28 protein-coding genes are annotated in these 21,466 nt (G+C 50.4%); 27 read left to right on the top strand and 1 reads right to left on the bottom strand.

The window, feature by feature from the left end; all coding sequences use genetic code 11:
* The first annotated feature begins 270 nt into the window (after positions 1-270).
* The 5 genes from KHQ26_RS05330 to KHQ26_RS05310 are packed head-to-tail and all read left to right on the top strand — an operon-like array spanning position 271 to position 1,858.
* The gene (locus KHQ26_RS05330; protein WP_123260042.1) at positions 271-570 is read left to right on the top strand and encodes a phage holin family protein; all 300 of its coding nucleotides are present in this window, start codon (positions 271-273) and stop codon (positions 568-570) included.
* Entirely contained in the window at positions 567-1,106 is a 540-nt protein-coding gene (locus tag KHQ26_RS05325; RefSeq protein ID WP_048987716.1) for a glycoside hydrolase family 108 protein, read from the top strand. The genes KHQ26_RS05330 and KHQ26_RS05325 overlap by 4 nt, the downstream gene beginning before the upstream one ends.
* On the top strand, positions 1,103-1,450 hold the full coding sequence (locus KHQ26_RS05320; RefSeq protein ID WP_069734221.1) for a hypothetical protein: 348 nt from the start codon (positions 1,103-1,105) through the stop codon (positions 1,448-1,450). The genes KHQ26_RS05325 and KHQ26_RS05320 overlap by 4 nt, the downstream gene beginning before the upstream one ends.
* Complete coding sequence (locus tag KHQ26_RS05315) at positions 1,447-1,722, top strand: hypothetical protein (RefSeq protein WP_069734220.1); 276 nt, start codon at positions 1,447-1,449, stop codon at positions 1,720-1,722. The genes KHQ26_RS05320 and KHQ26_RS05315 overlap by 4 nt, the downstream gene beginning before the upstream one ends.
* The gene (locus KHQ26_RS05310; RefSeq protein WP_069734219.1) at positions 1,673-1,858 is read left to right on the top strand and encodes a hypothetical protein; all 186 of its coding nucleotides are present in this window, start codon (positions 1,673-1,675) and stop codon (positions 1,856-1,858) included. Before KHQ26_RS05315 ends, KHQ26_RS05310 begins: the two co-directional genes overlap by 50 nt.
* Before the next feature lie 251 nt (positions 1,859-2,109).
* Here KHQ26_RS05310 and KHQ26_RS26280 read toward each other — a convergent pair whose 3' ends face one another.
* On the bottom strand, positions 2,110-2,214 hold the full coding sequence (locus KHQ26_RS26280) for a small membrane protein (protein ID WP_226328117.1): 105 nt from the start codon (positions 2,212-2,214) through the stop codon (positions 2,110-2,112).
* A 568-nt stretch (positions 2,215-2,782) separates the two neighbouring features.
* Here KHQ26_RS26280 and KHQ26_RS05300 point away from each other — a divergent pair.
* The 22 genes from KHQ26_RS05300 to KHQ26_RS05195 all read left to right on the top strand — a co-directional run bounded on the left by KHQ26_RS05300 (position 2,783) and on the right by KHQ26_RS05195 (position 21,462).
* Positions 2,783-3,142 carry a hypothetical protein gene (locus KHQ26_RS05300; protein WP_032436042.1) on the top strand — a complete coding sequence of 120 codons (360 nt, stop codon included), beginning with the start codon at positions 2,783-2,785 and terminating at the stop codon, positions 3,140-3,142.
* 1,275 nt (positions 3,143-4,417) lie between these two features.
* Positions 4,418-4,663: a DUF2560 family protein gene (locus KHQ26_RS05295; protein WP_004184480.1), complete on the top strand. Its 246-nt coding sequence runs from the start codon at positions 4,418-4,420 to the stop codon at positions 4,661-4,663.
* A 558-nt stretch (positions 4,664-5,221) separates the two neighbouring features.
* Positions 5,222-6,217: a terminase small subunit gene (locus KHQ26_RS05290; protein WP_186932006.1), complete on the top strand. Its 996-nt coding sequence runs from the start codon at positions 5,222-5,224 to the stop codon at positions 6,215-6,217.
* Positions 6,195-7,499, top strand: a complete 1,305-nt coding sequence (locus KHQ26_RS05285) for a terminase large subunit domain-containing protein (protein WP_060876511.1) — start codon at positions 6,195-6,197, stop codon at positions 7,497-7,499. Before KHQ26_RS05290 ends, KHQ26_RS05285 begins: the two co-directional genes overlap by 23 nt.
* Positions 7,500-7,503: 4 nt before the next feature.
* Positions 7,504-8,928: a DUF4055 domain-containing protein gene (locus KHQ26_RS05280; RefSeq protein ID WP_211777858.1), complete on the top strand. Its 1,425-nt coding sequence runs from the start codon at positions 7,504-7,506 to the stop codon at positions 8,926-8,928.
* A complete protein-coding gene (locus tag KHQ26_RS05275; protein WP_211777857.1) occupies positions 8,912-10,024 on the top strand; it encodes a phage minor head protein in 1,113 nt (370 codons plus the stop codon). The genes KHQ26_RS05280 and KHQ26_RS05275 overlap by 17 nt, the downstream gene beginning before the upstream one ends.
* 105 nt (positions 10,025-10,129) lie before the next feature.
* Positions 10,130-10,894 (top strand): DUF6651 domain-containing protein, encoded by a 765-nt coding sequence (locus KHQ26_RS05270; protein WP_186932008.1) that lies wholly within the window; start codon positions 10,130-10,132, stop codon positions 10,892-10,894.
* Between the two features lie 87 nt (positions 10,895-10,981).
* The gene (locus KHQ26_RS05265; RefSeq protein WP_040230376.1) at positions 10,982-12,118 is read left to right on the top strand and encodes a P22 phage major capsid protein family protein; all 1,137 of its coding nucleotides are present in this window, start codon (positions 10,982-10,984) and stop codon (positions 12,116-12,118) included.
* Between the two features lie 40 nt (positions 12,119-12,158).
* Positions 12,159-12,371, top strand: a complete 213-nt coding sequence (locus KHQ26_RS05260; protein ID WP_040199633.1) for a hypothetical protein — start codon at positions 12,159-12,161, stop codon at positions 12,369-12,371.
* Between the two features lie 3 nt (positions 12,372-12,374).
* On the top strand, positions 12,375-12,785 hold the full coding sequence (locus KHQ26_RS05255) for a hypothetical protein (protein WP_032421472.1): 411 nt from the start codon (positions 12,375-12,377) through the stop codon (positions 12,783-12,785).
* A 1-nt stretch (position 12,786) separates the two neighbouring features.
* Positions 12,787-13,083 carry a hypothetical protein gene (locus KHQ26_RS05250; protein ID WP_211777856.1) on the top strand — a complete coding sequence of 99 codons (297 nt, stop codon included), beginning with the start codon at positions 12,787-12,789 and terminating at the stop codon, positions 13,081-13,083.
* Positions 13,055-13,438: a glutamate 5-kinase gene (locus KHQ26_RS05245; RefSeq protein WP_211777855.1), complete on the top strand. Its 384-nt coding sequence runs from the start codon at positions 13,055-13,057 to the stop codon at positions 13,436-13,438. Before KHQ26_RS05250 ends, KHQ26_RS05245 begins: the two co-directional genes overlap by 29 nt.
* A 1-nt stretch (position 13,439) precedes the next feature.
* Positions 13,440-13,991, top strand: coding sequence for a hypothetical protein (locus KHQ26_RS05240; RefSeq protein WP_012967909.1), 552 nt, complete (start codon positions 13,440-13,442; stop codon positions 13,989-13,991).
* Positions 13,988-14,380 (top strand): phage tail terminator-like protein, encoded by a 393-nt coding sequence (locus KHQ26_RS05235; protein WP_186932009.1) that lies wholly within the window; start codon positions 13,988-13,990, stop codon positions 14,378-14,380. Before KHQ26_RS05240 ends, KHQ26_RS05235 begins: the two co-directional genes overlap by 4 nt.
* Positions 14,381-14,403: 23 nt before the next feature.
* Entirely contained in the window at positions 14,404-15,336 is a 933-nt protein-coding gene (locus KHQ26_RS05230) for a phage tail tube protein (protein WP_186932010.1), read from the top strand.
* A gap of 39 nt (positions 15,337-15,375) precedes the next feature.
* On the top strand, positions 15,376-15,858 hold the full coding sequence (locus tag KHQ26_RS05225) for a hypothetical protein (RefSeq protein WP_026005925.1): 483 nt from the start codon (positions 15,376-15,378) through the stop codon (positions 15,856-15,858).
* Positions 15,859-16,025: 167 nt separating this feature from the next.
* Positions 16,026-16,193, top strand: coding sequence for a hypothetical protein (locus KHQ26_RS05220; protein ID WP_004184440.1), 168 nt, complete (start codon positions 16,026-16,028; stop codon positions 16,191-16,193).
* Between the two features lie 67 nt (positions 16,194-16,260).
* Positions 16,261-16,623, top strand: a complete 363-nt coding sequence (locus KHQ26_RS05215; RefSeq protein ID WP_071526638.1) for a zinc ribbon domain-containing protein — start codon at positions 16,261-16,263, stop codon at positions 16,621-16,623.
* Between the two features lie 101 nt (positions 16,624-16,724).
* Entirely contained in the window at positions 16,725-19,604 is a 2,880-nt protein-coding gene (locus KHQ26_RS05210; protein ID WP_211777854.1) for a phage tail length tape measure family protein, read from the top strand.
* An 83-nt stretch (positions 19,605-19,687) separates the two neighbouring features.
* Positions 19,688-20,023 (top strand): hypothetical protein, encoded by a 336-nt coding sequence (locus tag KHQ26_RS05205; RefSeq protein WP_015958316.1) that lies wholly within the window; start codon positions 19,688-19,690, stop codon positions 20,021-20,023.
* Between the two features lie 311 nt (positions 20,024-20,334).
* On the top strand, positions 20,335-20,799 hold the full coding sequence (locus tag KHQ26_RS05200; RefSeq protein WP_004190622.1) for a hypothetical protein: 465 nt from the start codon (positions 20,335-20,337) through the stop codon (positions 20,797-20,799).
* A gap of 180 nt (positions 20,800-20,979) precedes the next feature.
* Positions 20,980-21,462 (top strand): DUF1833 family protein, encoded by a 483-nt coding sequence (locus KHQ26_RS05195; RefSeq protein WP_132349601.1) that lies wholly within the window; start codon positions 20,980-20,982, stop codon positions 21,460-21,462.
* The last annotated feature ends 4 nt before the right edge of the window (positions 21,463-21,466 follow it).

Genomic DNA, 21,466 nt, shown 5'->3' with positions numbered 1-21,466 from the left:
AGCTCGGACTATTAGGAGTGGCTTCGTTTCGTTACTACCTAGAATGCCTACTTTCTGCCCGCCTTCAGGCGGGCTTTTTTACGCCATCAATAGGGCGCTTCAAGAGAAAAGGTAAATATCAGTTGAAGGCTGCGCTTTGCGTGGCCTTTCTTATTTCAGGCTCACAGAAATCATCATCGATACAGCGCGTTGTTAAATCAGCCCGATGGGCCTGACCCCTTTATTCACACAGCACCCCGTTAACCCGGAGGTGAACCTATGGCAAAGCATATGCAAGACAAAGAGAGCATGGCCGGAATCACCTGGCTGGCTCTGCTGATCATTGCTGGTTGGGGCGGCCTTGTCCGATTCCTGATGGATGTGAAGCAGGGCAAAGCAAAATGGAGCTGGATAAATGCCTTTGCGCAGATAGTGGTCTCTGCTTTCACTGGCGTCATTGGTGGGCTAATCAGCATTGAAAGTGGGCTGAGTATTTACATGATACTGGCCACTGCCGGTGTCAGTGGTGCTATGGGATCCGTAGCGCTTACGTATTTCTGGGAACGAATTACCGGAGTGAAAGCACAATGACAGCAGACCAGATTATTGAAGGCATCCTGGGAAAAGAAGGTGGGTATGTCGATCACCCTTCTGACAAAGGCGGACCAACCCGCTGGGGCATCACGCAGACCACAGCTCGAGCACATGGTTACACCGGTGATATGAGAAACCTGCCCAGGGAAACAGCAAAGCAAATTCTGCTCAGCGATTACTGGACCGGCCCCCGATTCGATCAGGTGGCAAGTTTATCTACGTTACTGGCAGATGAGCTTTGCGACACTGGTGTGAACATGGGGCCAAATATTGCCAGTAAGTTTTTCCAGCGCTGGCTCACTGCCCTTAACATGCGCGGGAAGTTGTATCCCGATCTGATCCCGGATGGAGCCATTGGCCCCCGAACCATCACCGCGCTTAAGGGATATCTTTCTGCCCGCGGGAAAGAGGGGGAACAGGTTCTGTTGCGTGCGCTGAACTGCAGCCAGGGCGCCAGATACCTCGAACTGGCAGAGGGCCGCGAAGCCAACGAGGATTTTCTCTACGGCTGGGTTAAGGAGCGTGTCCTGTGAAGATGATCATTTTCGCTTTGCTCGTGCTGGTGGCTGTGCTCGTTCTGTTACTGCTGCGCAAATATACCCGGATGGAGTTCGTAGGCCATGCCAGCCTGCTGCTGAAAACGTGGTCTGTAAAGCTGGGAGCTTTCGGTGCGCTGGTTGGTGTATGGGCGCAGTCGTTCCCGGATGCTGCGCTGCACGCCTGGGCGGTGCTGCCGCCGGATATCAAAAACATCCTGCCACCAAACATCGTTGCGTTGATTAGCCCTGCGCTGGTGGTGCTGGCCGTGCTATCGCAATACGTGCGCCAGCCAGCATTGAAAGATAAGGCCGACAAACTGAAGGAGCCGCAGCAATGAGCTTAGAAATTATTGCTGGTCTGGTGGTCGTCATCCTGGGCGCTATCGCTGGCGCGTTCGGCATAGGTCATGCTCGCGGGACCAGTAAGGCGGAAGCCAAAGCCGAGCAGCAGCGTACCGAAGAGAACGCCACCGCTACCATCGCTGCGGCAGAACGTAAGGCGGAAGTTGTGAAAGGGGCCAGTGATGTACAGGAAGACGTTAAGCGTATGGGCGATGACGATGTTGATCGCGAGCTGCGCGAAAAGTTTACCCGCCCCGGTAGTCGTTGATATGGCCTGCGGCTGGGTGAGGGTCATCTACCTGACCGACCACGATATAGACGCGCTGGATATGCAGACCAAGCGTGACATCCTGGCGCACAACAAAGCAGTGCAGGCCAACTGTCCGAGCATTACCCTTAAATAAGGGGAAATGCTCCAGTAAAACAGCGCGAATGCCAAACGTGCAGCGGTTATTAGCGGCGATGATGTGACAGGAACTCAAGGGCACGGGCGCAGAGCACTGCGAGAGTGTGGTTGTGTAATCAGGTCATGGATCTTGTGTATAGACGTTCTCTGCGACACCAGGGTGACTTAGGCCTTCTTACTGGAAGGCGGTAGTTAGAAAGCAGGGGTAGTGCCGGTTGACTACCCCTTTTGTGCAGAATTGGGTAAAAGTTAATACCTTTTTTTAAAAGTATTTTTATATTTCTTCGTTTCTCGCAAGTATGAAACCAGTGAACCCACTGCAACTAAAAGAAGAACTACAGCTAACGCTATCATCAGTATGGTTGTCATGTGAGTTAACCCTCCTAGGGACCATGGATATTATGGTTCGCATGAGGGGTAGTGTGGGATTTAAGTGAGAAAATTCCTAACTGGAATTTTTTCTTAATTTGAAACCTGATATGAAACTTTATTGTTGGTTTTGTAATGATTCAATATGAAATGATTAATTATTGTCTGCCAGGATATACAGTTTTCCGAAAGAGGTGTTTTTACTGGTTACATCGGATTGACTATGCACTTATCGCATAGCTAATGTAGATGCGTGGTGAATCCCCCTGTGCGGTGGGGCGACCAGCCAGGTTTTCTCTTTGAGCACACACGCAGGTCTGTTGGCTGGGGCAGACTTACCGGGAGGCACCCGGCACCACAACATACTGCATAACCCCATAAAGGCCTTCCATTACGGTAGGCCTTTTCTCTTCTGGTTGTATCTAATACTGTGGGCAGGTCAGCTGGCTTATGCAGGACAGATTATTTTTTCTTATTGAATGCCGCTTCTGGTGTGCTTATATTCTACCTAAAAATGGGTAGGTGTGTTGTGATTAGAAAATGCTATGCAAGAATGTCTGACCCAGCATCAAATGACAAGCTGACACTGGAAATGCTTGTATCTGACGGTGGGCGTAAGATTTTTATCTGGGATTTTGATAAAGGGGTGGCAATTTTCTCTGAGGGTATAACAGGTAAGCAGTCTAAATACATAGTACAAGGTGAAAAGCATGCAGGGCATATCAATCTTATCAGAGATAACACGGTTGAGCGCACTATTTATGGGGTTAAGGAGTTCACCTGTGGAAATGGTGATTCCGGTAAATCCTCTCCTGTGTTTTGCTCATTGTGCGAGGGGCAGATACTCATAATCGAATGCCAAAAGGCTTTTATAAGAAAACCATTAAGGCTTGATGAACTCACCTTTGAATAGAACTACCTACGATACATTCCTCATATGATCGAAGGATATAACATCTCTCAGGTATCCTGCTTCTGGATGCCGGGAACGTGTACCGCTGGTGGGCTGGATTCTTGGAGCCTTTGCCCAGCAGTTTCAGGTGATAAAAAACCCCGTGGAGTAAATCCGACAAATTGACGGGGCGCTGCAGAGGCAGCCAATGTCGGAGTTTAGTCAGATTTCGAGGTGTTTTTCTACTGGTTTTGAGAAAAAATGGATGGTCTGACACTACAGGAAGTGGCTCATCCCTGAGCTCACGGGTAGAACAGTAGACTTTGTCATGGCAGAGCAAAGTCATAAGTAAGTGTAGAATGTGTTTCTGATTTAACAAGCTTAGTGAGTGTATGCTTCATGGATTGTACGTCTGTAACTTTCATAATATTTCTACCATTTCAAAATTAAGATATTAGGTAAAACCTTAGGGAATTTAGAGGGTAAGAGAAGCTGTGAACAAAAAAATCTCCTCGCGAAGCAATGTTTTTCACTTTAACGAAATATATTGTTTGCAATGTGGGTTTTTTAGTTCATCATGTATGCTACATTGAGTTCTTATAAAATGAGCTGCTAATTATGACTGAGTGCAAACTTCCACAACTTCCAGAGTATTATCGATATGGTACTGAACAAATTAACAAGTTGCCTGGGAGTGGGGATGTTTTTCCTCCTGCGGGTAGTATAATAAAGTCAGTAAGTTTAAATGAAGGTGTATTTGTTTGTGTTCCGGTGCAGCGTTATATACACGGGTTGAATATTTGGGTTGTAGTTGAATCTTCTTGGTAATGATTTTTGTTTGGTAAGAGTGATTTTTCGTTGGTTTGGTGGCTTCTATTTATTATAAATTCGCTGTTGGAATTTAAAATTGGCATCATTGCAAAGCTTTCAAACACCGTAGAAGGATTATGATGCTAGTGCAAAATAATATTTATAATAATTCGGAGTCATATGCTATTCTTTTGTTTAGTATGTGGCCTGTCCTTATTGTACTTCTTGTCGTGATATCTTGCGCCTTTTACGGTGTATTGATGCATAAAACTGCAATTTGTTGTTTTCTGTCAGCCATGTTCCTTGGTGTCGCAGGCTGGTTTTATGGATGATCACCATTAGCTCTAATATGAGTCACTTTTTAGTATAAAGTCAGGGTGTCATTACTTTACCTGGCTTGTAGCGTTGGTTCCCTAAAGTTTGACGATAAAAGGCCCTGTTAATACAGGGCCTTTCTGTATGTATTATTTATCAAAGAGGTAAGACATGTCAGAGATCACCGCATCTGAGCAAATCCGCCTGGATATTATCAAGAAAGTGAATTACGACACTGCAGCGGCGAAGTTAGCCATTGACTGGGTAGGCGACAGCTATCTGAAGTCTGAGCTATTCGCTGACTCTTTCGATCGTGTTTTCACTGAAAGTGAGATTGTCTCGAAGACCCGTAAGGCAATCCAGGAAGCGACCGAAGCGCTGGCGCTGTTTGATACTGCCGCTGAGCAGGTCAGCTAAGGCATTACAGCAGGCGTTCATAGAGTGCCTGTGATAATGACCATCAGACAAATCGTCTGAGCTGACAGTTCAATCAATCACCAATTTCCAGTTATACGGGGTAACTGACATCATTGTCTGTTTATCCCGGTGAATTTTGAAATACTCACTACTCTCATAACGTCTCTGCCTGCCAACACCAGAACGGCAGAGGTCAGTTAGCCGTATAGATGAACCTCTCCCGGGTGGTTCCTGAGAGATTCTTTATACGCTAGCTGGTAGTAACTAAAGGCCGCATATTTTTGCGGCCTTTTTCATCATTTGTAAAATGAAAGCCCTCAGGCGATTAACGATGCTCAGGACCATGGAAGTGATCTCCACCATGTCCGCCTCCATGGGGACCAGGGGGAAGGATACATCCTGAAAGTGACAGCGCACCACAGATCACAAAAACAGCAAGCATAATTCTTTTCATAATAACTCCTGAACTAAAGAGCCTTAATTCCAAAACATAAAAGTGAATATTTTATGGAGAATCAGTAATTCCTTTTTCTCCCTCACGTTAAATAGGAATAATCCATGGCAAAACCGGACTGGGGCGAGCTTCAGCAACGGTTCCTGTCCGATCATGCCGCAACCGGCGTATCACCGAAGGATTGGTGTGAAGCGCAGGGACTGAATTACGCTACCGCCCGCCGATACATCAAGAAACCCACTGCGCAAAAACCTGCGCAGAAGAAACTGCGCACTGCGCAAAAGGAAAAGTGCGCAGAAGAGTTGGTGGATGATGATGGCCTCACCGATCAACAACGTTCATTTGTCGCGGAATACCTGAAGGACAACAACGCCACACAGGCCGCTATTCGCGCCGGGTATAGCAAGAAGACTGCTGAACAAATTGGTTATCAGCTGCTTCAGAAAACTTCAGTTGCGCAGGCTATTGCGCAGCAGCAGAAAGCATCCATTGTGCGCACGCTTGGAAGTGCTGATGAAGTGCTTGAGCAAATGTGGAGCCTGGCAACGTACGACGCCAACCAGCTATCACAGTATCGCCGCGGGAGCTGCCGTTACTGCTGGGGCTTTGGTCATCAGTATCAATGGCGTGATGCCGTGGAGTACGAAGAGAAGCGACTCGAAGCGCTTGAGCGAAAACGTCGCGAGCCCGTTGATGTTGGTGGCTACGGTTACGACCACACCAGCGCACCTAACCCGGAATGCCCTCGCTGTAATGGAGATGGCATCGGCCAGCCTTTCTTCGCCGATACGCGAAAACTGGCGCCTGATGCTGCGCTTGCCTATTCCGGTGTGAAGCTTGGGAAGAATGGCGTGGAGATTACCGCTATCAGCCGGGAGCGGATGTACGAGGCGGTGATGAAACGTCTCGGCCTGGCTGATAGCGAGTTCGCCCAGCGTCTGCAGCTGATTGAAATTGAGCGCCGGCAGCTGGAGGTCGAAAAATTACGCAAAGAGCTGGCTGCTGATCCGGAGGATGACGAACCAACGCCAGTTGCAATCAATATCAACGTAGTCGATGCACGAGTGAGGGAAGAGGATGGCGATAGCACCGACGCTTAACATCCCTCAGGCCAAATTTCTTGCGATGCAGTACAAGTTTAAGGCCTACGTCGCCGGCTTCGGTTCCGGTAAGACGTGGGTCGGCTGCGGTGGTATCTGCAAAGGGATGTGGGAACACCCCAAAATCAACCAGGGTTACTTTGCGCCAACGTATCCGCAGATCCGTGACATCTTTTATCCCACTGTTGAGGAGGTGGCCCACGACTGGGGGCTGAATGTCAAAATCAACGAGGGAAACAAAGAGGTTCACTTCTACGCCGGGCGCCAGTACCGAGGAACGACGATTTGCCGCTCGATGGAGAAACCGCAAACCATCGTTGGTTTTAAAATCGGTAACGCGCTGATTGATGAGCTGGACGTAATGCCCGCCAAAAAGGCGCAGTTAGCCTGGCGAAAAATCATTGCCCGTATGCGTTACAACGTGGACGGTCTTCGTAACGGGATCGACGTTACCACGACGCCGGAAGGGTTTAAATTCGTTTATCAGCAGTTCGCAAAGGCTGTACGAGATAAGCCTTCGCTCTCAACGCTGTACGGCCTGGTGCAGGCCTCGACGTTCGACAACGAAAAGAATCTACCGCCGGACTATATCCCGTCGCTGATGGAGTCATACCCGCCGGAGCTGATCAAGGCTTATCTGCGTGGCCAGTTCACTAACCTGACCAGCGGGACGATTTACCATCAGTTTGACCGTAAGCTGAATAACTGTCGGGAGGAAGAGCAACCAGGTGAGCCGCTGTATATCGGTATGGATTTCAACGTCGGGAAGATGGCCGGGGTTGTTCATGTATTACGTCTGGGGCTTCCGTTTGCGGTTAATGAAATCGTGAAGGCTTACGACACCCCTGACATGATCCGCATCATAAAAGAACGGTTCTGGCTGTACGACGGCAACGATTATCGCAAGGTGCGGGAAATCTATATTTACCCGGACGCTTCCGGCGATTCCCGCAAATCCAGCAATGCCAGCGCCACGGATATCGCTCAGCTTAAGCAGGCTGGCTTCAATGTGGTTGTTAATGCATCAAACCCGCCAGTGAAAGACCGCATCAACGCGATGAATGCCATGTTCTGCAATGGTAACGGTGAACGTCGCTACAAAGTGAATGTAAAGCGGTGCCCGGTGTACACAGAATCGCTTGAGCAACAGGTTTGGGGCGAAAACGGTGAGCCGGATAAAACGGCGGATAACGATCATCCCAACGATGCCGGTGGGTATTTCATTGTGAAGCAATTCCCGATTATCAAACCGACTGGAAAAGTCACCCAACTGCGGATGTAAAACCATGCCTGATATTTCAACGCCCAACCTCGACTATAACGACATGGTTGAGGCATGGGATATTAATGATGCGCTGATGGGCGGCACGCTGGAAATGCGCCGGCAGGGCAAGAAGTATCTCCCGAAATGGCCGAACGAAGATCCTGAAAGTTATAAGGAGCGTTTGGCTTCGGCAACGTTACTCCCTGCCTATGAAGAGGCCATTAAACAAAACATCGGGCGAGTGTTTGCTGAGCCGACGGTATTGAGTGAGGACTCTCCTGAACAAATACGGGAGCTGTCGCCAGATATTGATATGGAAGGAAACCGGCTCGATGTCTGGGCGCAGCAATTTTTCAGCATCGGATTCCAGTATGGTCTGGTACATGCGCTGGTGGATTTCCCGAAAATTGACCCGGAGGCAGTAAAAACTAAAGCCGACGAAAAAGCCGCAGGATCCCGCCCATATGCCACGATGCTTAATCCACGACAGGTCATCGGCTGGAAATCGAAAGTGGTTAAAGGGAAAGTGGTGCTGACCGATCTGCGTATCAGAGAGGTCATCATTGTTGATGGCGATGATTATGGGCAAACGAAAGTTGAGCAAATACGCCATATCATGCCGGGCAAGGTTGAAATTTATCGCCGTAATAAAGGTGATAACGGCGAAAGCCAGTGGCAGATTCACGACGAGTGGGAAACCAGTCGCGATGATATTCCCCTGGTGACGCTTTACACAAAACGCACAGGCTTTATGCGCGGTTCACCGCCACTGCTTAATCTCGCCTTACTGAATATCAAGCACTGGCAGAGTCAGAGTGAACAGGACAACATCCTGCATGTCGCTCGCGTGCCGTTGCTGGTGGCTTACGGTCTGGCTGATGGCGAAACGTTGACGATAGGTTCTTCCTCTGCGACTCGTTTCGATGACCGCCAGCGGCAGGTACTGGAATATGTCGAGCATACCGGGGCTGCGATTGAAGCCGGTAAGATTTCCCTTGAGGATCTGGAAAACCAGATGCGTCAGGCCGGCGCAAAACTGCTGCGCGCGGAAAACACATCGACTAAATCCTTAGATCAGACTCACGAAGAGCGGATGCAGGAGAATTCACCTCTCTACACCATGGCAAGCTCGCTTGAGGATGCGCTCGATAATATCCTGCAGATTATGGCGGAATGGCTGGGCGAGAAAGAAGGCGGCAATGTCGATGTACGCACCGAACTGGATGTTTCAGCCCAGACGTTTGATGCCGCAGCTGCAACAGCTGTTCAGTCGCTCCGTCAGGGTGGTGATATACGTCAGGTCGATGCTGTTCGCGTATTGCAGGCTCTGAAATTTATCGATCCGGATGCGAAGCCCGAAGAGGTAATCGACGAGCTGCGAAATCAGCAGGTCACGCTGGCCGGCGGACTGAGTAACCCGGGTGGTGCAAATGGCAACGGCGAATGACAAGCTTCAGGATGAATCGATAGCGCATGCGATAAGGATAGCGCGGTACAGCACCAGCGTTGCAAACAGGATGATAAAAATCCTGAATGACAGCGATGCAGAGCTTACGGCCAGGCTGCTGGTGGCGATAGATACCCTCGATGCGGAAAGTTTCACGGTGTCGAGGCTAGAATCTCTTCTGGTCAGCGTCAGGGCGTTAAATCGTGATGTGGTTCAGTCGATGAGCGAAAGCCTCGCCGGCGAGCTGCAGGAACTGGCGCAGCATGAGGCAGGCTATCAGATGAGCCTGTTTCAGTTCGCTATCCCCGACGATGTTCTGGCGCTTCATCCGCTGGTGGGAATCTCCCCTGATGCTGTGTATGCGGCGGCGATGGCCAAGCCATTTCAGGGACGCCTGCTCAGTGAATGGGCTGATAGCCTTGAAGTCGATCGCATGACGCGCATCAGTAACACGGTGCGGCAGGGATTCCTGCTGGGCGATTCGCATGAACAAATCGCCAGAAAGGTGCGTGGTCATGCTAACCGTGGCTATCAGGATGGCGCGCTGCAGATGAGCAGGGCCAACGCCGGCAGCATTGCCAAAACAGCTGTAGGGCATCTTGCGGCGACGGCGCGAAAGAGCTTTGCGGATGCTAACGACGACATTCTGAAGGGTAAGCAGTGGTTATCCACTTTGGATAACCGGACATCAAAGGATTGTCGGATACGCGACCGTCTCAAATACACCCTGGATAACAAGCCTATCGGCCATAAGGTGCCGTATCTGCAGGGGCCCGGGAAAATCCATTTCTGCTGCCGCAGCGTCGAAACCTACATCCTGAAATCGTCTGATGAGCTGGGTATTGCTATTGGGCAAATATCAGATAGCTCACGTGCCAGCATGGACGGGCAGGTGCCTTCGGATACCGATTATCAGGGCTGGTTCTCGCGCCAGTCGTTCACGCGACAGTCACAGATCGTTGGCGTAACCCGGGCCCGGCTGATTCGTGACGGCGGTATGTCGCCCGATGACTTCTACAACGACAAGGGCGAATGGCTGACTCTGGAGCAACTTCGTAACCTGGATGCTCAGGCGTTCAGTAACGCCAGACTTTAAAGCTTTTTAAGTCTTCAATCAGGCTGCCTCCGGGCGGCCTTTTTTATTGCCGTGATCCGGATGGTGAGCGGTGCAACGGTCGGATGACCCCGAAAAGGTAACCACATGAAACTGAAAACAGTCGAAGTTAACGGCAAAATCTATGCAGAAGTCGATTCCAGCGGTTTACCCGTCTACGTCCACGATGACGGCCAGGAAGTTGGTTTTGATGCTGTGCAGGCCGTTGGGAAAATCTCCTCTCTGAATGGCGAGGCAAAATCTCATCGTGAAGCCAAAGAAGCCGCTGAAGCCGGTCTGGCTAAGTATGCCAAAATCGGCGATCCGGCAAAGGCGCTCGAAGCGCTGGAGATGATGACTAAAATCGACCAGAAAAAACTGATCGACGCAGGCGCCGTTGATCAGGTTAAAGCGGATATCACCAAATCATTCCAGGCCCAGCTTGATGAAGCTACTCAGCGTGCGACGACCCTTGAAGGCCAGCTTTATCAGGAAATGATCGGCGGCCGGTTCTCTGGCTCGAAATTCATCGCAGATAAAGTAGCAATTCCGGCAGATATGCTTCAGGCGCGGTTCGGTCAGTCCTTCAAAGTCGAGGACGGCAAAGTCGTTGCCTATGATGGCTCTGGCAACAAAATTTATTCCCGCTCGACGCCGGGCGAACTGGCGGCCTTTGATGAGGCGCTGGAGTTCCTGGTGGAGCAGTACCCACAGAAAGACCACATTCTGAAGGCCAGCGGCAACCAGGGAGGCGGCTCACGGCAGTCTCAGCATTCACTCGGGCAGAAAACGATGAAACGCGATGCGTTTACCAGTTTGAGTCCGGCAGATCAGCAATCAACTCTCAAAGACGGTATCACCATCGTCGATTAATTCTTTGCCAGCCGCCGGATGGCTGCTGGTGCCGGAGCTGGATAGCTCAACCAACCCTATATTTTAATCTCCAAGGAATCTATACACATGGCTAATACGCTTACCGGGTTGATCCCGACTATCTTCACGGCTCTGGATACCGTATCTCGCGAACAGGTCGGTTTTATCCCGGCTGTATCGCGCAATGCTAAAGCTGATGCGGCGGCGAAGGACCAGACTGTTACTGCGCCGGTTGCGCCACCGGCTACCACTGTTGATATTACCCCGGGGGCTACTGCGCCAAATGACGGCGACCAGACGATCGGCACCGTTGATGTCAAAATCACCAAATCCAAAATGGCCCCGGTCAAATGGAACGGTGAGGAACAACTGGCACTGGGGCCCGCAGGGACATACAACACCATCCTTGCTGATCAGTTTAAGCAGGCTTTTCGCGCGCTGGCTAATGAGATGGATGCAGATCTCGCAGCTCTGTATTTCGCATCCTCCCGTGCTGTCGGTACGGCCGGCACCGCTCCTTTCGGTATTGCAGGCGATTTGTCGGATGCGGCCAATGCGCGCCAGGTTCTCTCTGACAACGGTTCGCCGACAACTGATCTGCAGATGGTTCTCGGTTCTTCGGCTATCGCAAACCTCCGTGGTAAACAGTCTGTTCTGTTCAAAGTAAACGAGTCCGGTACTGATGCGCTTCTGCGCGAAGGTATCGTGGGGCGACTGGAAGGATTCAACATCCACGAATCCGCGCATGTTAAGAAACGCGCTGCATCTCCGGCTGCCGGATACCTGGTGAATGGAGCAAAAGCTGAAGGCGATATTCTGATTGCCATTGATACCGGCACAGGTGCTTTTGCAGCAGGTGACATCGTGACGTTTGACGGGGACAGTAATAAATACCTTGTTGCTGCTGCGACGGCCACAGCAATCACCCTGGCTGCTCCTGGCTTACGTCAGTCACTGGCCGACAACACCGCTATTACCGCTGGTGGCGCCTACACCGCAAACATGGCGTTTGATCGCAATGCATTCCTGCTTGCATCCCGAACCCCGGCAATGCCGCAGGGCGGCGATACGGCGGATGATGTGATGAACGTTACTGACCCCGTATCTGGCATCACTTACCAGGTGGCACTGTACCGCCAGTATCGCCAGGTGCGTTACGAAGTCGGTTTATCCTGGGGTGTAGCGGCAGTTAAGTCCGCGCACTCAGCGTTGTTGCTGGGCTGATAAACAGGGGGCTTCGGCCCCTTTTTTTAGTGGAGGGATAATGGCCGGATTAACAAAAGAGCAGCGCGCCCAACGAGCTGCTGAGCAAACTGCGTCTACGAAGGTGGATAACAACGTACCCGTAACGACCACATCGCTGCTGGTGGCGATGGTTACCGATTTCCCGGCATTCCCGGGTGCGCCCAATACCGCCAACGTTCACCCTGATGAAGTGGAGAACTGGAAGGCGCACGGCTGGAAAGAAATGGAGTGATGCATGATCACTTTCATCACCGTTGAAGACGTCAATTCGATTCTCGGTGCCACCTGGACAGATGAAAGCAAAAAAGCCAAATCTGTGCTGATGGCTAATACCTGGATGAATGGACTTAACCTGAAAATGCCGTGCAATAAGGCAACTCACGAAATCATCATTCCTGACGATGTGAAACAAGCTGGCGCCTATGCGGCGCTAGCGGCCTCGAATGGTGGCCTTTATCAGCAGAAAACCGATTCTGGTGTGTTGCTGAGTAAGACGGTAGATGCCGATGATGTCAGCGTTTCAAAGACCTTCGCGGAACTTGCTACCAACAGCTCGGCATTGCTTGATTCCGATCTGCAGCTGGCGCTTGCAATGCTAAAGCCCTATGGCGTTAGTCAGTCTCAGGTACGGCTGGTAAGGGGGTGATATGCAAAACACTGATGTGCATTATGCCGGTGACGGGCTCGGCCCTCGCGATGTGTTTGTGAATGGAAACCCGATCAATTATGTCGTTTACGCAAACCCGGCAAAGGGCGTTGTTGAGTTTGCTCCGCTTCCGCTGAGGGTTAAACGCAACGGCGAAATCTATACCAGGAAACTGCGTGGTAACGTCCTGGTCCTTTTTACTGACGGATATGTTTCTAACAATATCCCGCTTCAGCGTTTTGGTGAAAAAGGCATAGAGGAGGTAGACCGTGGGTATCCGCGACGAACTCCAAACTGAAGTCGCCGCAGCCTTCGATACAGACCTGCAGGATGCCGTTAAGGATTTCACTGGGTCATACACCGTTCGAGGTGCCTGGGACCCGGTGACGGAAATCGGCACTGAAACGCAGGTGACTTACTCGGGGCGTGGAGTGCTGGCGCGTTATAAACTGCGCCGTATCGATGGCGTTAACATTCTGCATGGTGACGTGAAGCTAACCGCCCTGGTCAATGAGGTGACTAACAAGCCGGCAGTCGGGCATATCATCACCGCACCGGATTCTATTACGGGTGAGCTTCAGCGTTACGAGATCATCACCGCTTCTGCCGACTCTGCTGGCGCTGCGTACTCCATTCAACTGCGGAGAGTGTGATATGGCTAAGGGCTGGAACATTGACCCGGCGGCATTCGCCGGGCTGGTGGCCGAAGATGTCAAACTACGCCAGCGGACAATCGCCATTCAACTGCTGAATGAAATCGTTCAACGTTCGCCGGTAGGAAACCCTGAGTTGTGGGCCATCAACGCGACCGCGGTTCAATACAACAAAGCTGTTGGGGAATGGAACGAATCTCTTTATGCCGACCCTGCTAACCTGACCAAAACCGGAAGGCTCAGGAAGAAAGTCCGTGTTAATGACAGCATGGATATCAGGCGGCCGGCTGAGTATCGCGCAGGAACCTTCAGGGCATCGCATTTTGTCAGCATCGGCGAACCCGATCACTCCGTCCCGACCGAGCCGGATCCGCGTGGGACAATGACATTTCTTAATGGCAAAAATATCATTGACCAGGCGCCAGCCTACTCGGTGATTTACATCCAGTCGAACCTGCCTTACTCCGTGCCTCTGGAGAATGGCCACTCAACACAGGCGCCGACAGGCGTCTATGCCGTCTCGTTTAATGGTGTAATTCAGGCCTACAAATGACCCTTACAGAAATCAGAAACGCTGTCATTTCCCGAATGGCGGCACAGACCGCTATTGCCTCTGATGCGGTGGATTATCCCAATGGCCCGGTATTTGACCCCAGTAACCGCGATATCTGGGCCCGACTAACCAACATTGCTGGGCAGGCTGGCGCAACAGAGATCGGGGACGGGCCGGTAGTCCACAGGACGGGCTTACTCATCATTCAGCTGTTTGTTCCGGTCGGTTACGGGACGTTGCTTATCTCCCGAACGGCCGACCAGCTAACGGAGCTATTCGAGTTTAAGGACGACGGAAAGCTGAGTTATTTCGCTGTTTCTGCTGTGCCGGCGGGTGAGACCGATGGCTGGTTACAGCTCAATCTTCAAATTCCTTATCGCGCTCTGTAGCGCACAAAAAACAGGAGGCTCCTGTGAGCTCAGGTGCAAAAGTAGTAGCCGCGTTTATTCGCGAGACAACGTCAGGAATCACGCCAACAGCAGGGGCGTGGAACCTGCTGCGCCGTTCTTCATTTGGTCTGAAACCAACGCAGAACACCAACGACAATGACGAAATCGCTGGTGACCGTATGGCGCAGGGTGTTTCACGCGGCACAGTGGATGTCGGCGGCGATGTCGGCACACGGTTTCGCTGGAACCAGCATGATGATTTTCTTGCCAGCTGCTTCGGTTCCGAATGGCTAAATAACGTGCTGACGATGGGTAATGGTCGCATTACGTTCTCCGTGGCGACTTTTGCCAGTGATGTGGGGATCGCCCAGATTGCCCGCGGTTGCCAGGTTGGCACCTTCCAGATGGAAATCCCGGCCGATGGTGATATCACTGCAACCATTACGTTTGCAGGGCTGGACTGGGAGACGAAGGGGGACGATACCAGCTATTTCACCGCGCCGGTGGATTTAGCGGGGGCGCTGCGTTACTCCTTCAAAGAGGTCACGAACATCCGGCTAAATGGTGTTGATGGCGGGACAGGTTTCTGCGTCGACACCTTCAACATCCAGTTTAACAACAATATGCAGACTCAGCGCTGCATCGGTACCGGTTCGGCATTCGCCGGCGCAAACATTCCGACAACCTTTACCCCGTCAGGTCAAATCACGCTGTCATGGTCAAAGGCTGCCTGGGAGGTTTACAAAAAAACGTTCACCGGCGAAACGGTGCCGTTTAGCTTCACGCTGGAGAATGCTGAAGGCGCCTATACCTTCGATTTCCCGGAAGTGCAGATCTCCGGCGACTGGCCGGATGCGGGGAGCACTGACATTGTTCAGGTTCAGCTGGATATCACCGCGGCCAATACTCCGCCAACTATTACCCGCGTTCCTGCCACTAATGGCGGTGGTGATTAAAATTGGCCCTCTTTGGAGGGTTTTTTTATGGAGTTTTTTATGCTGATTGTTACCCCGAAAATTGATTTAAATGGCGAGCGCTGGTTTTATCCCTACAAAAAGCCAGAAGGCAGCAAAAAGGAATTCTCGCCGGAAGAAGAATCGCTGTTCAAACTTCGCCTGCTGGTGGCCAGCAGCGAGAATCCGCAATATCGCTCTCGTAACGCGCTGGTGCGCCGCCACATCGATAAGATGGACGCAGGTTATAAGGTGGGGACAACGGATTTTAATCTCGCCAGCGTGGACGATATAGACTCTGTTGATGACCTGCTGATCGATAACGCCGCTCGGTTCCTGCTGAAAGGCTGGGAGGGAGTAGGTAAGTTAGTCGACGGCATAGAGGTTGCTCTCGACTACACCCCAGAACTTGGGGCTGCCATGCTGAAACAGCACCCGGCGCTATACTGGCTGATACTGGCTGAGGCGGCAAACATTGCTCAGGGTAAGGAGCAGCAGACTCAGGAAACCGTAAAAAAGCCATAGAGGCCCAAAAGTGGCTAAAGGATTTCGCTGGCGAGCAGGGCGAGAAAGCAAAGTGGCGCAGGGAGAAGCTAAATCTCCCACCCATTCCAGAGCCTGAGATCGATGCGGTCACTGGGGAGATCCTCAACGCTTACGCCATGATATCGCGCGGCAGGAAGTATGCCGGCATGGCCGGAGTGCCGCTCCCTCTATCCCTGAATGATATTGAGCTTTACCTGGCATCGCGCACCATCCTGATCGACCGCATTGAGTTTGACGCAGCAATACTGGCCCTCGATGATGCCTGGAGAGTTGAGTGGGCTGAAGAGCAGAAAAGACAGGCAAAAGTGAAGTAGTCATATCATTGTCTACATTTATTCCTGTGCTAACCTGTGTGCAAATGTTAATGATGGGGATGGGGAAGTGGAACCGCTTTTAGGTTTTATGCTTTTTGGGCTAGCAGTTATTGTTGTAGCAGTTATTGCTGCAAAACGAAATGGGTTAGGTATTGCGTTCCTTTACCTTATTGGTATGTGCGCTATAGGCTTCGGCTTGGTCGTTTTAGCATCAAACATCACAAATGGAAACGGCGTTATCGCTGGTTTTACTGCATTTATTGCGCCGATTCTTGGTCTTCTTATTGTCTTATCATCGTCTACCTCTGAACGCCGAGCAGTGCTTAATGGTGAGTCTGGTGAGTATAAAAAATGTCCTTTCTGCGCCGAGCCTATCCGCAAAGAGGCCATTAAATGTAAACACTGTGGAAGTGATATTAAACAGACCTGAGTATTAGCAGTGAGCCCGTTTCGATAATATAACTATCAAAATATTATATTCGTAAAAAAACCTCGCTACGGCGGGGTTTTTTATTGCCCGGAGATAGCTAAATGACAGAACAAACCTCCCGCCTGGCCATTGTGATTGATAGCTCCGGGGCAGAGAAGCAGGCTGACAATCTCGCAACTGCACTGGTAAAAATGACGCAGGCAGGCGAACGTGCTGCCACCAGTGCAGGGAAAGTGACAAAGGCTACTGATGAAGAAAAACAGTCTCTTTCTGAACTCTTAGATCGAATTGACCCGGTAAATGCAGCTCTGAATAAACTGGATAAACAACAGCAAGATCTTGCGAAATTCAAATCAAAGGGGATGGTAGATACCGATACATTCGATCTTTATTCAAAGAAAATCGAGGAAACACGAAACAGGCTAACTGGATTTCGCGACGACCTTGCCAAAACCGGACAATCTGCCGCACAGACTGCCTTTGCCATGCGCATGATCCCGGCGCAGATGACTGACATTATCGTCGGCTTATCTACGGGTCAGTCGCCGTTTATGGTGCTTATGCAGCAGGGCGGGCAGTTGAAAGATATGTTCGGCGGTATTGGCCCCGCGATTAAAGGTGTTGGCGGGTATGTGCTGGGGTTAATTAATCCTGTCACTCTGGCTGCCGCGGCTGTCGGTGTTCTTGGGCTGGCCTATTACAAAGGCTCTCAGGAGCAGGACGAGTTCTATAAGTCATTGACCCTTAGCGGTAATCTGGTTGGTAAAACCACCGGGCAACTAGCAGAAATGGCCGCTCGGGTTTCAGTAGTTGCCAACTCAACTACTGGAGTGACCGCAGCCACACTTAACCAGATAGTTTCATCCGGGAAGGTGGCTGCAGAGTCATTGGAACGAGTAACAACTGCCGTGGTTGAAATCAGTGAAGCCACAGGCATCGCCACTGAAAAGCTGGTGGGTGATTTCAACGACATTGCTGCTGACCCGGTTGCGGCCATTACCAAACTTAACGACCAGTACCACTTTCTGACACTGGCAACCTACAACCAGATTAAAGCACTGCAGGATGAAGGTAATCAGCAGGATGCTGCACGGGTGGCTAGTGATGCTTACGCCAATGCCATGCAGCAGCGTGCGAACGATATTCATCAGAATTTGGGGATTCTTGAACGTGCTTGGGACTCGCTTGCTAAAACGGCTAAAGGAGCATGGGATGCCATGCTTGATATTGGTCGCGAGCAAACCGGCACCGAGCGGATCTCTCACATTCGTAAGGAATTAGATTGGATAGATAAGGCTGCTGGTGGGAAGCTATTTTTTGGTGGAAGAAAGGCTGAGCTCGAAGATGAGCTAAATAATCTGCAATCTCAAATCACAACAGAAGGCGTTTTAACTGAAATAATCAGCAGTCATGACAAAGCCGAACAGCAACGAATTAAAACGCAGCAGGAAGCAGATCGCGTTAACCAGCAATATCTGAGCAATGCGGATAAGCGCAATAAAGCTATTAAGCAGCAAAGCGAGTTCCTGAAGGCAGGTGCAATTACTGCAGAGCAATATGCAAAAAATGTTTCTCGTATTAACGAGATGTACAAAGATCCGAAACCACCCAAGACGCCAAAGGGTAAAGCATATACCGAGGACGCAGCAACCCGGCTGCTTGATCAGATAAACCAGCAGACTGCTGCCATGCAGTCCCAGCTGGATGCCAGTGACAAGCTTAACAGCGCAACCCAGGCGCGAGTTAAGTTCGAACAGCAAATTGCTGACCTCAAGTCTAAAACGCAGCTCACAGCTGACCAGAAATCGATCCTTTCCCGTTCAGATGAAATCCTCCAGGCGTATAAGCAGCAGGAGGCACTGCAAAATTCCGTAAAAACCCTGGACGATTATCGGAAGATGCAGGAACAGGTAAAGACGAAGGATGAGCGGACCAACGATCTGCTTAAAACCCGTCTTGAACTGCTGGAGAAGGCCAAAGCAACCGGGCAACTAAAACCCGGTGAATATGAAAAAACACGGGCAGATATTTATCAAAACACCGATATGCAACTGCCCTCGACGGTTCGTAATGTTGTAGGAAACCTGACACCCACAGGAGGGCGACTCTCTGGAACTTTTGAGGGGATGCAGGGGCAAATCAACGAGTATGACCAAGCTCAGCAAGAGCTCCAGCGCTGGCTGGCAGCTCAGGAGGAAGCTTATGCGAAGGCCGGCGAAATAACTGCCGAGGGTGAGGCCAGAATGACCTCGATTCGTCAACGTGCAGCGGATGCAAATCAGGTCATAGAGGCTCAGAAAAACACCATCATATCTGCGGCCACGCAGTCCTTGTTTGATAGTACCGCCGAAATCATGCGAACGGGGTTTGGTGAGCAATCGGCAATCTACAAGGTTGCTTTTGCTGCGAGTAAGGCATTCGCTATCGCTGACTCGATGGTGAAAATCCAGCAGGCTATAGCAAGCGGTGCAGTAAGCGCGCCTTATCCGGCCAACATCATCGCTATGGCCTCAATCGCTGCACAGACTGCCAGTATCGTCTCAAATATCCAGGCTGTGTCAGGAGTTGGCTTCTCCTCCGGCGGTTACACCGGCCCCGGTGGTAAGTATCAGCCAGCGGGTATTGTTCACAAAGGAGAGTACGTCTTCGACCAGGCATCAACGAACCGGATCGGCGTGTCTCAGCTTGAGGCACTTCGAAATGGCCAACCGCTTGATGCAACTCTGGGGCGTACAGGGTTTGGTACTGGTGTTCAGAACGTTAACAGCGATAACCGTAGGCAAACAACTGTACACGCGCCGATTAATCAGGAGTTTCATCTCCAGGGTATTACTCCGGAGCAGTTGAGCGCTACACTCAATCAGAATAATCGACAGCTTTCCAGGCAGTTAAAAGGTGAACTCACAAAGGAGGTTACCATGCCACAAGGAGCTTTTGGCAACGCTCTAAAAGGAAACTATACACGACACGGTCCTAGGTAAGCTAAACTGCATTAGCTGAGACTTGATTAGGTAGGTAAGTCTAACAATCTGAGTAGATGCAAGAAAACACAAGGATCTTATTAATGGAAGCGTTGTTAACATTTACATTTAAAGACTTCATAGCTTTTATGATTCCTCTTTTTATTGGCGGACTTATCTTCAATAGGAGACGTAAACGTAAGGAGGTCCGAGTGAAGTTTTCATTTCTTTGGCTTGTTTTGATTGTCGGTGGAATTCTTGAAATATGCGATGACATCTACACAACTTATTCCTATAGGCATAATCACTTATATAATAATGATACGCTTACAACCGTATTTAACTATGATTTTGCAAAAATTGTTTTTTGTGGGGTTTTGATCTTTGTTTCTATTGCGCTTCTTCTTCAGGAGTTGCTTTTAAACAAGCAGTCACATTGACGTATATTGCCTGTCGGCACATCGCCCTTTTTTATTTTGGCATGGGCTGTGCCGAAAAAATTTAATCTCACATTAAAGCAAATAAAACTAATATATTGATAATGCTGCTTTTTTATTTATTTTGGCTCTTGAAATGAGTTGATAAATATATCGCCTTGTGTGTTTGTGTCGATTTAATAAGATTTTTATCTTCGTTAATCTGAACCAAAAAATCAGAGATTTCTTCGATTCCATCGTGCTTTATTCTGAAATGAATACCCTCCTGAGGTTAATGGTGAAATTTTATTCGAGATACTTTACCGGGAGACTGCATGACTGATATCTACTACCCACATGACAGCCTCCCTATGCCATTACAGGAAGGGTACGGATTCCAGCCTGTCAGCCCGTTAAAACGAACCCAGTTAACCACCGGCCGCGCGCGGCAAAGGCGAGCTTATACGTCCACGCCGACGCAGGCCAGCATCACCTGGTTTATGGAAACCGATGCGCAGGGCCTGGCGTTTGAGTCCTGGTTCCGTGATGCGTTATCTGACGGGGCAGCGTGGTTCATGATGAAGCTGCAGACGCCGGCAGGCATTAAGTTTTACAAATGCCGCTTTACAGATATTTATCAGGGACCGGTACTGGTGGCCCCGATTTACTGGAAGTACACAGCGACGCTTGAATTATGGGAACGCCCCCTTGCTCCTGCCCCATGGGGTAATTACCCGGAATGGATCGTCGGCAGCTCACTGCTGGATATTGCGCTGAATAAGGAGTGGCCAAAGGCTTGATTAAAACCGTTTCACCTTAATAATCACTTGTGTCGATTTGTGAGAAAGTCCTTCATGCCGCTCCGTAGCCGGAGCGTGAAATAAAGCGCGGAATAGCGATCCTGCCGGTGAGGGTACTCCCACATTCGACACCAATTTTTAAGGTCACCTTCGGGTGGCCTTTTTTATTGGGTAAAAATCATGACAATACTCAACCGCCTCTACGCCAGCAGCGGGCTGGAGGTGATCATTGAGACGCTGCAGATCACCATTGGTTCTGACGTCCATTATCTGTGCCAGGGTTACGAGAACATCACGGCAACGACGGAGAACGGCGATACCGTAACGTTTACCGCCTGTGCGATAGACATTGCGCTGCCGGCGCGCAATGCGGACGGCACGCAGGACCTCAAATTTGCCTTGTGCAATATCGATGGTGTTGTGTCCACGGCGATCCGCAATGCCCTAGCTAACAGATTGCCTGCATCGCTGACGTACCGGCGTTATATCTCCACTGATTTAGCGGCCCCTGCGGAAGTGCCGTATACGCTGAAAATCAAGTCTGGTTACTGGACGGCGACAGAGGCGCAGATTACCGCGGGTTATATGAATATCCTTGATACAGCCTGGCCACGTTACCGCTACACGCTACCTGTATTCCCCGGACTGCGTTATATCAGCTAAGGAA

The sequence above is a fragment of the Klebsiella sp. 10 genome, from assembly GCF_018223925.1.
GTDB lineage: Bacteria > Pseudomonadota > Gammaproteobacteria > Enterobacterales > Enterobacteriaceae > Klebsiella > Klebsiella pneumoniae.
The sequence above is the reverse complement of the archived record's forward strand: the minus strand, read 5'-3'. Positions and strand labels throughout refer to the sequence as shown.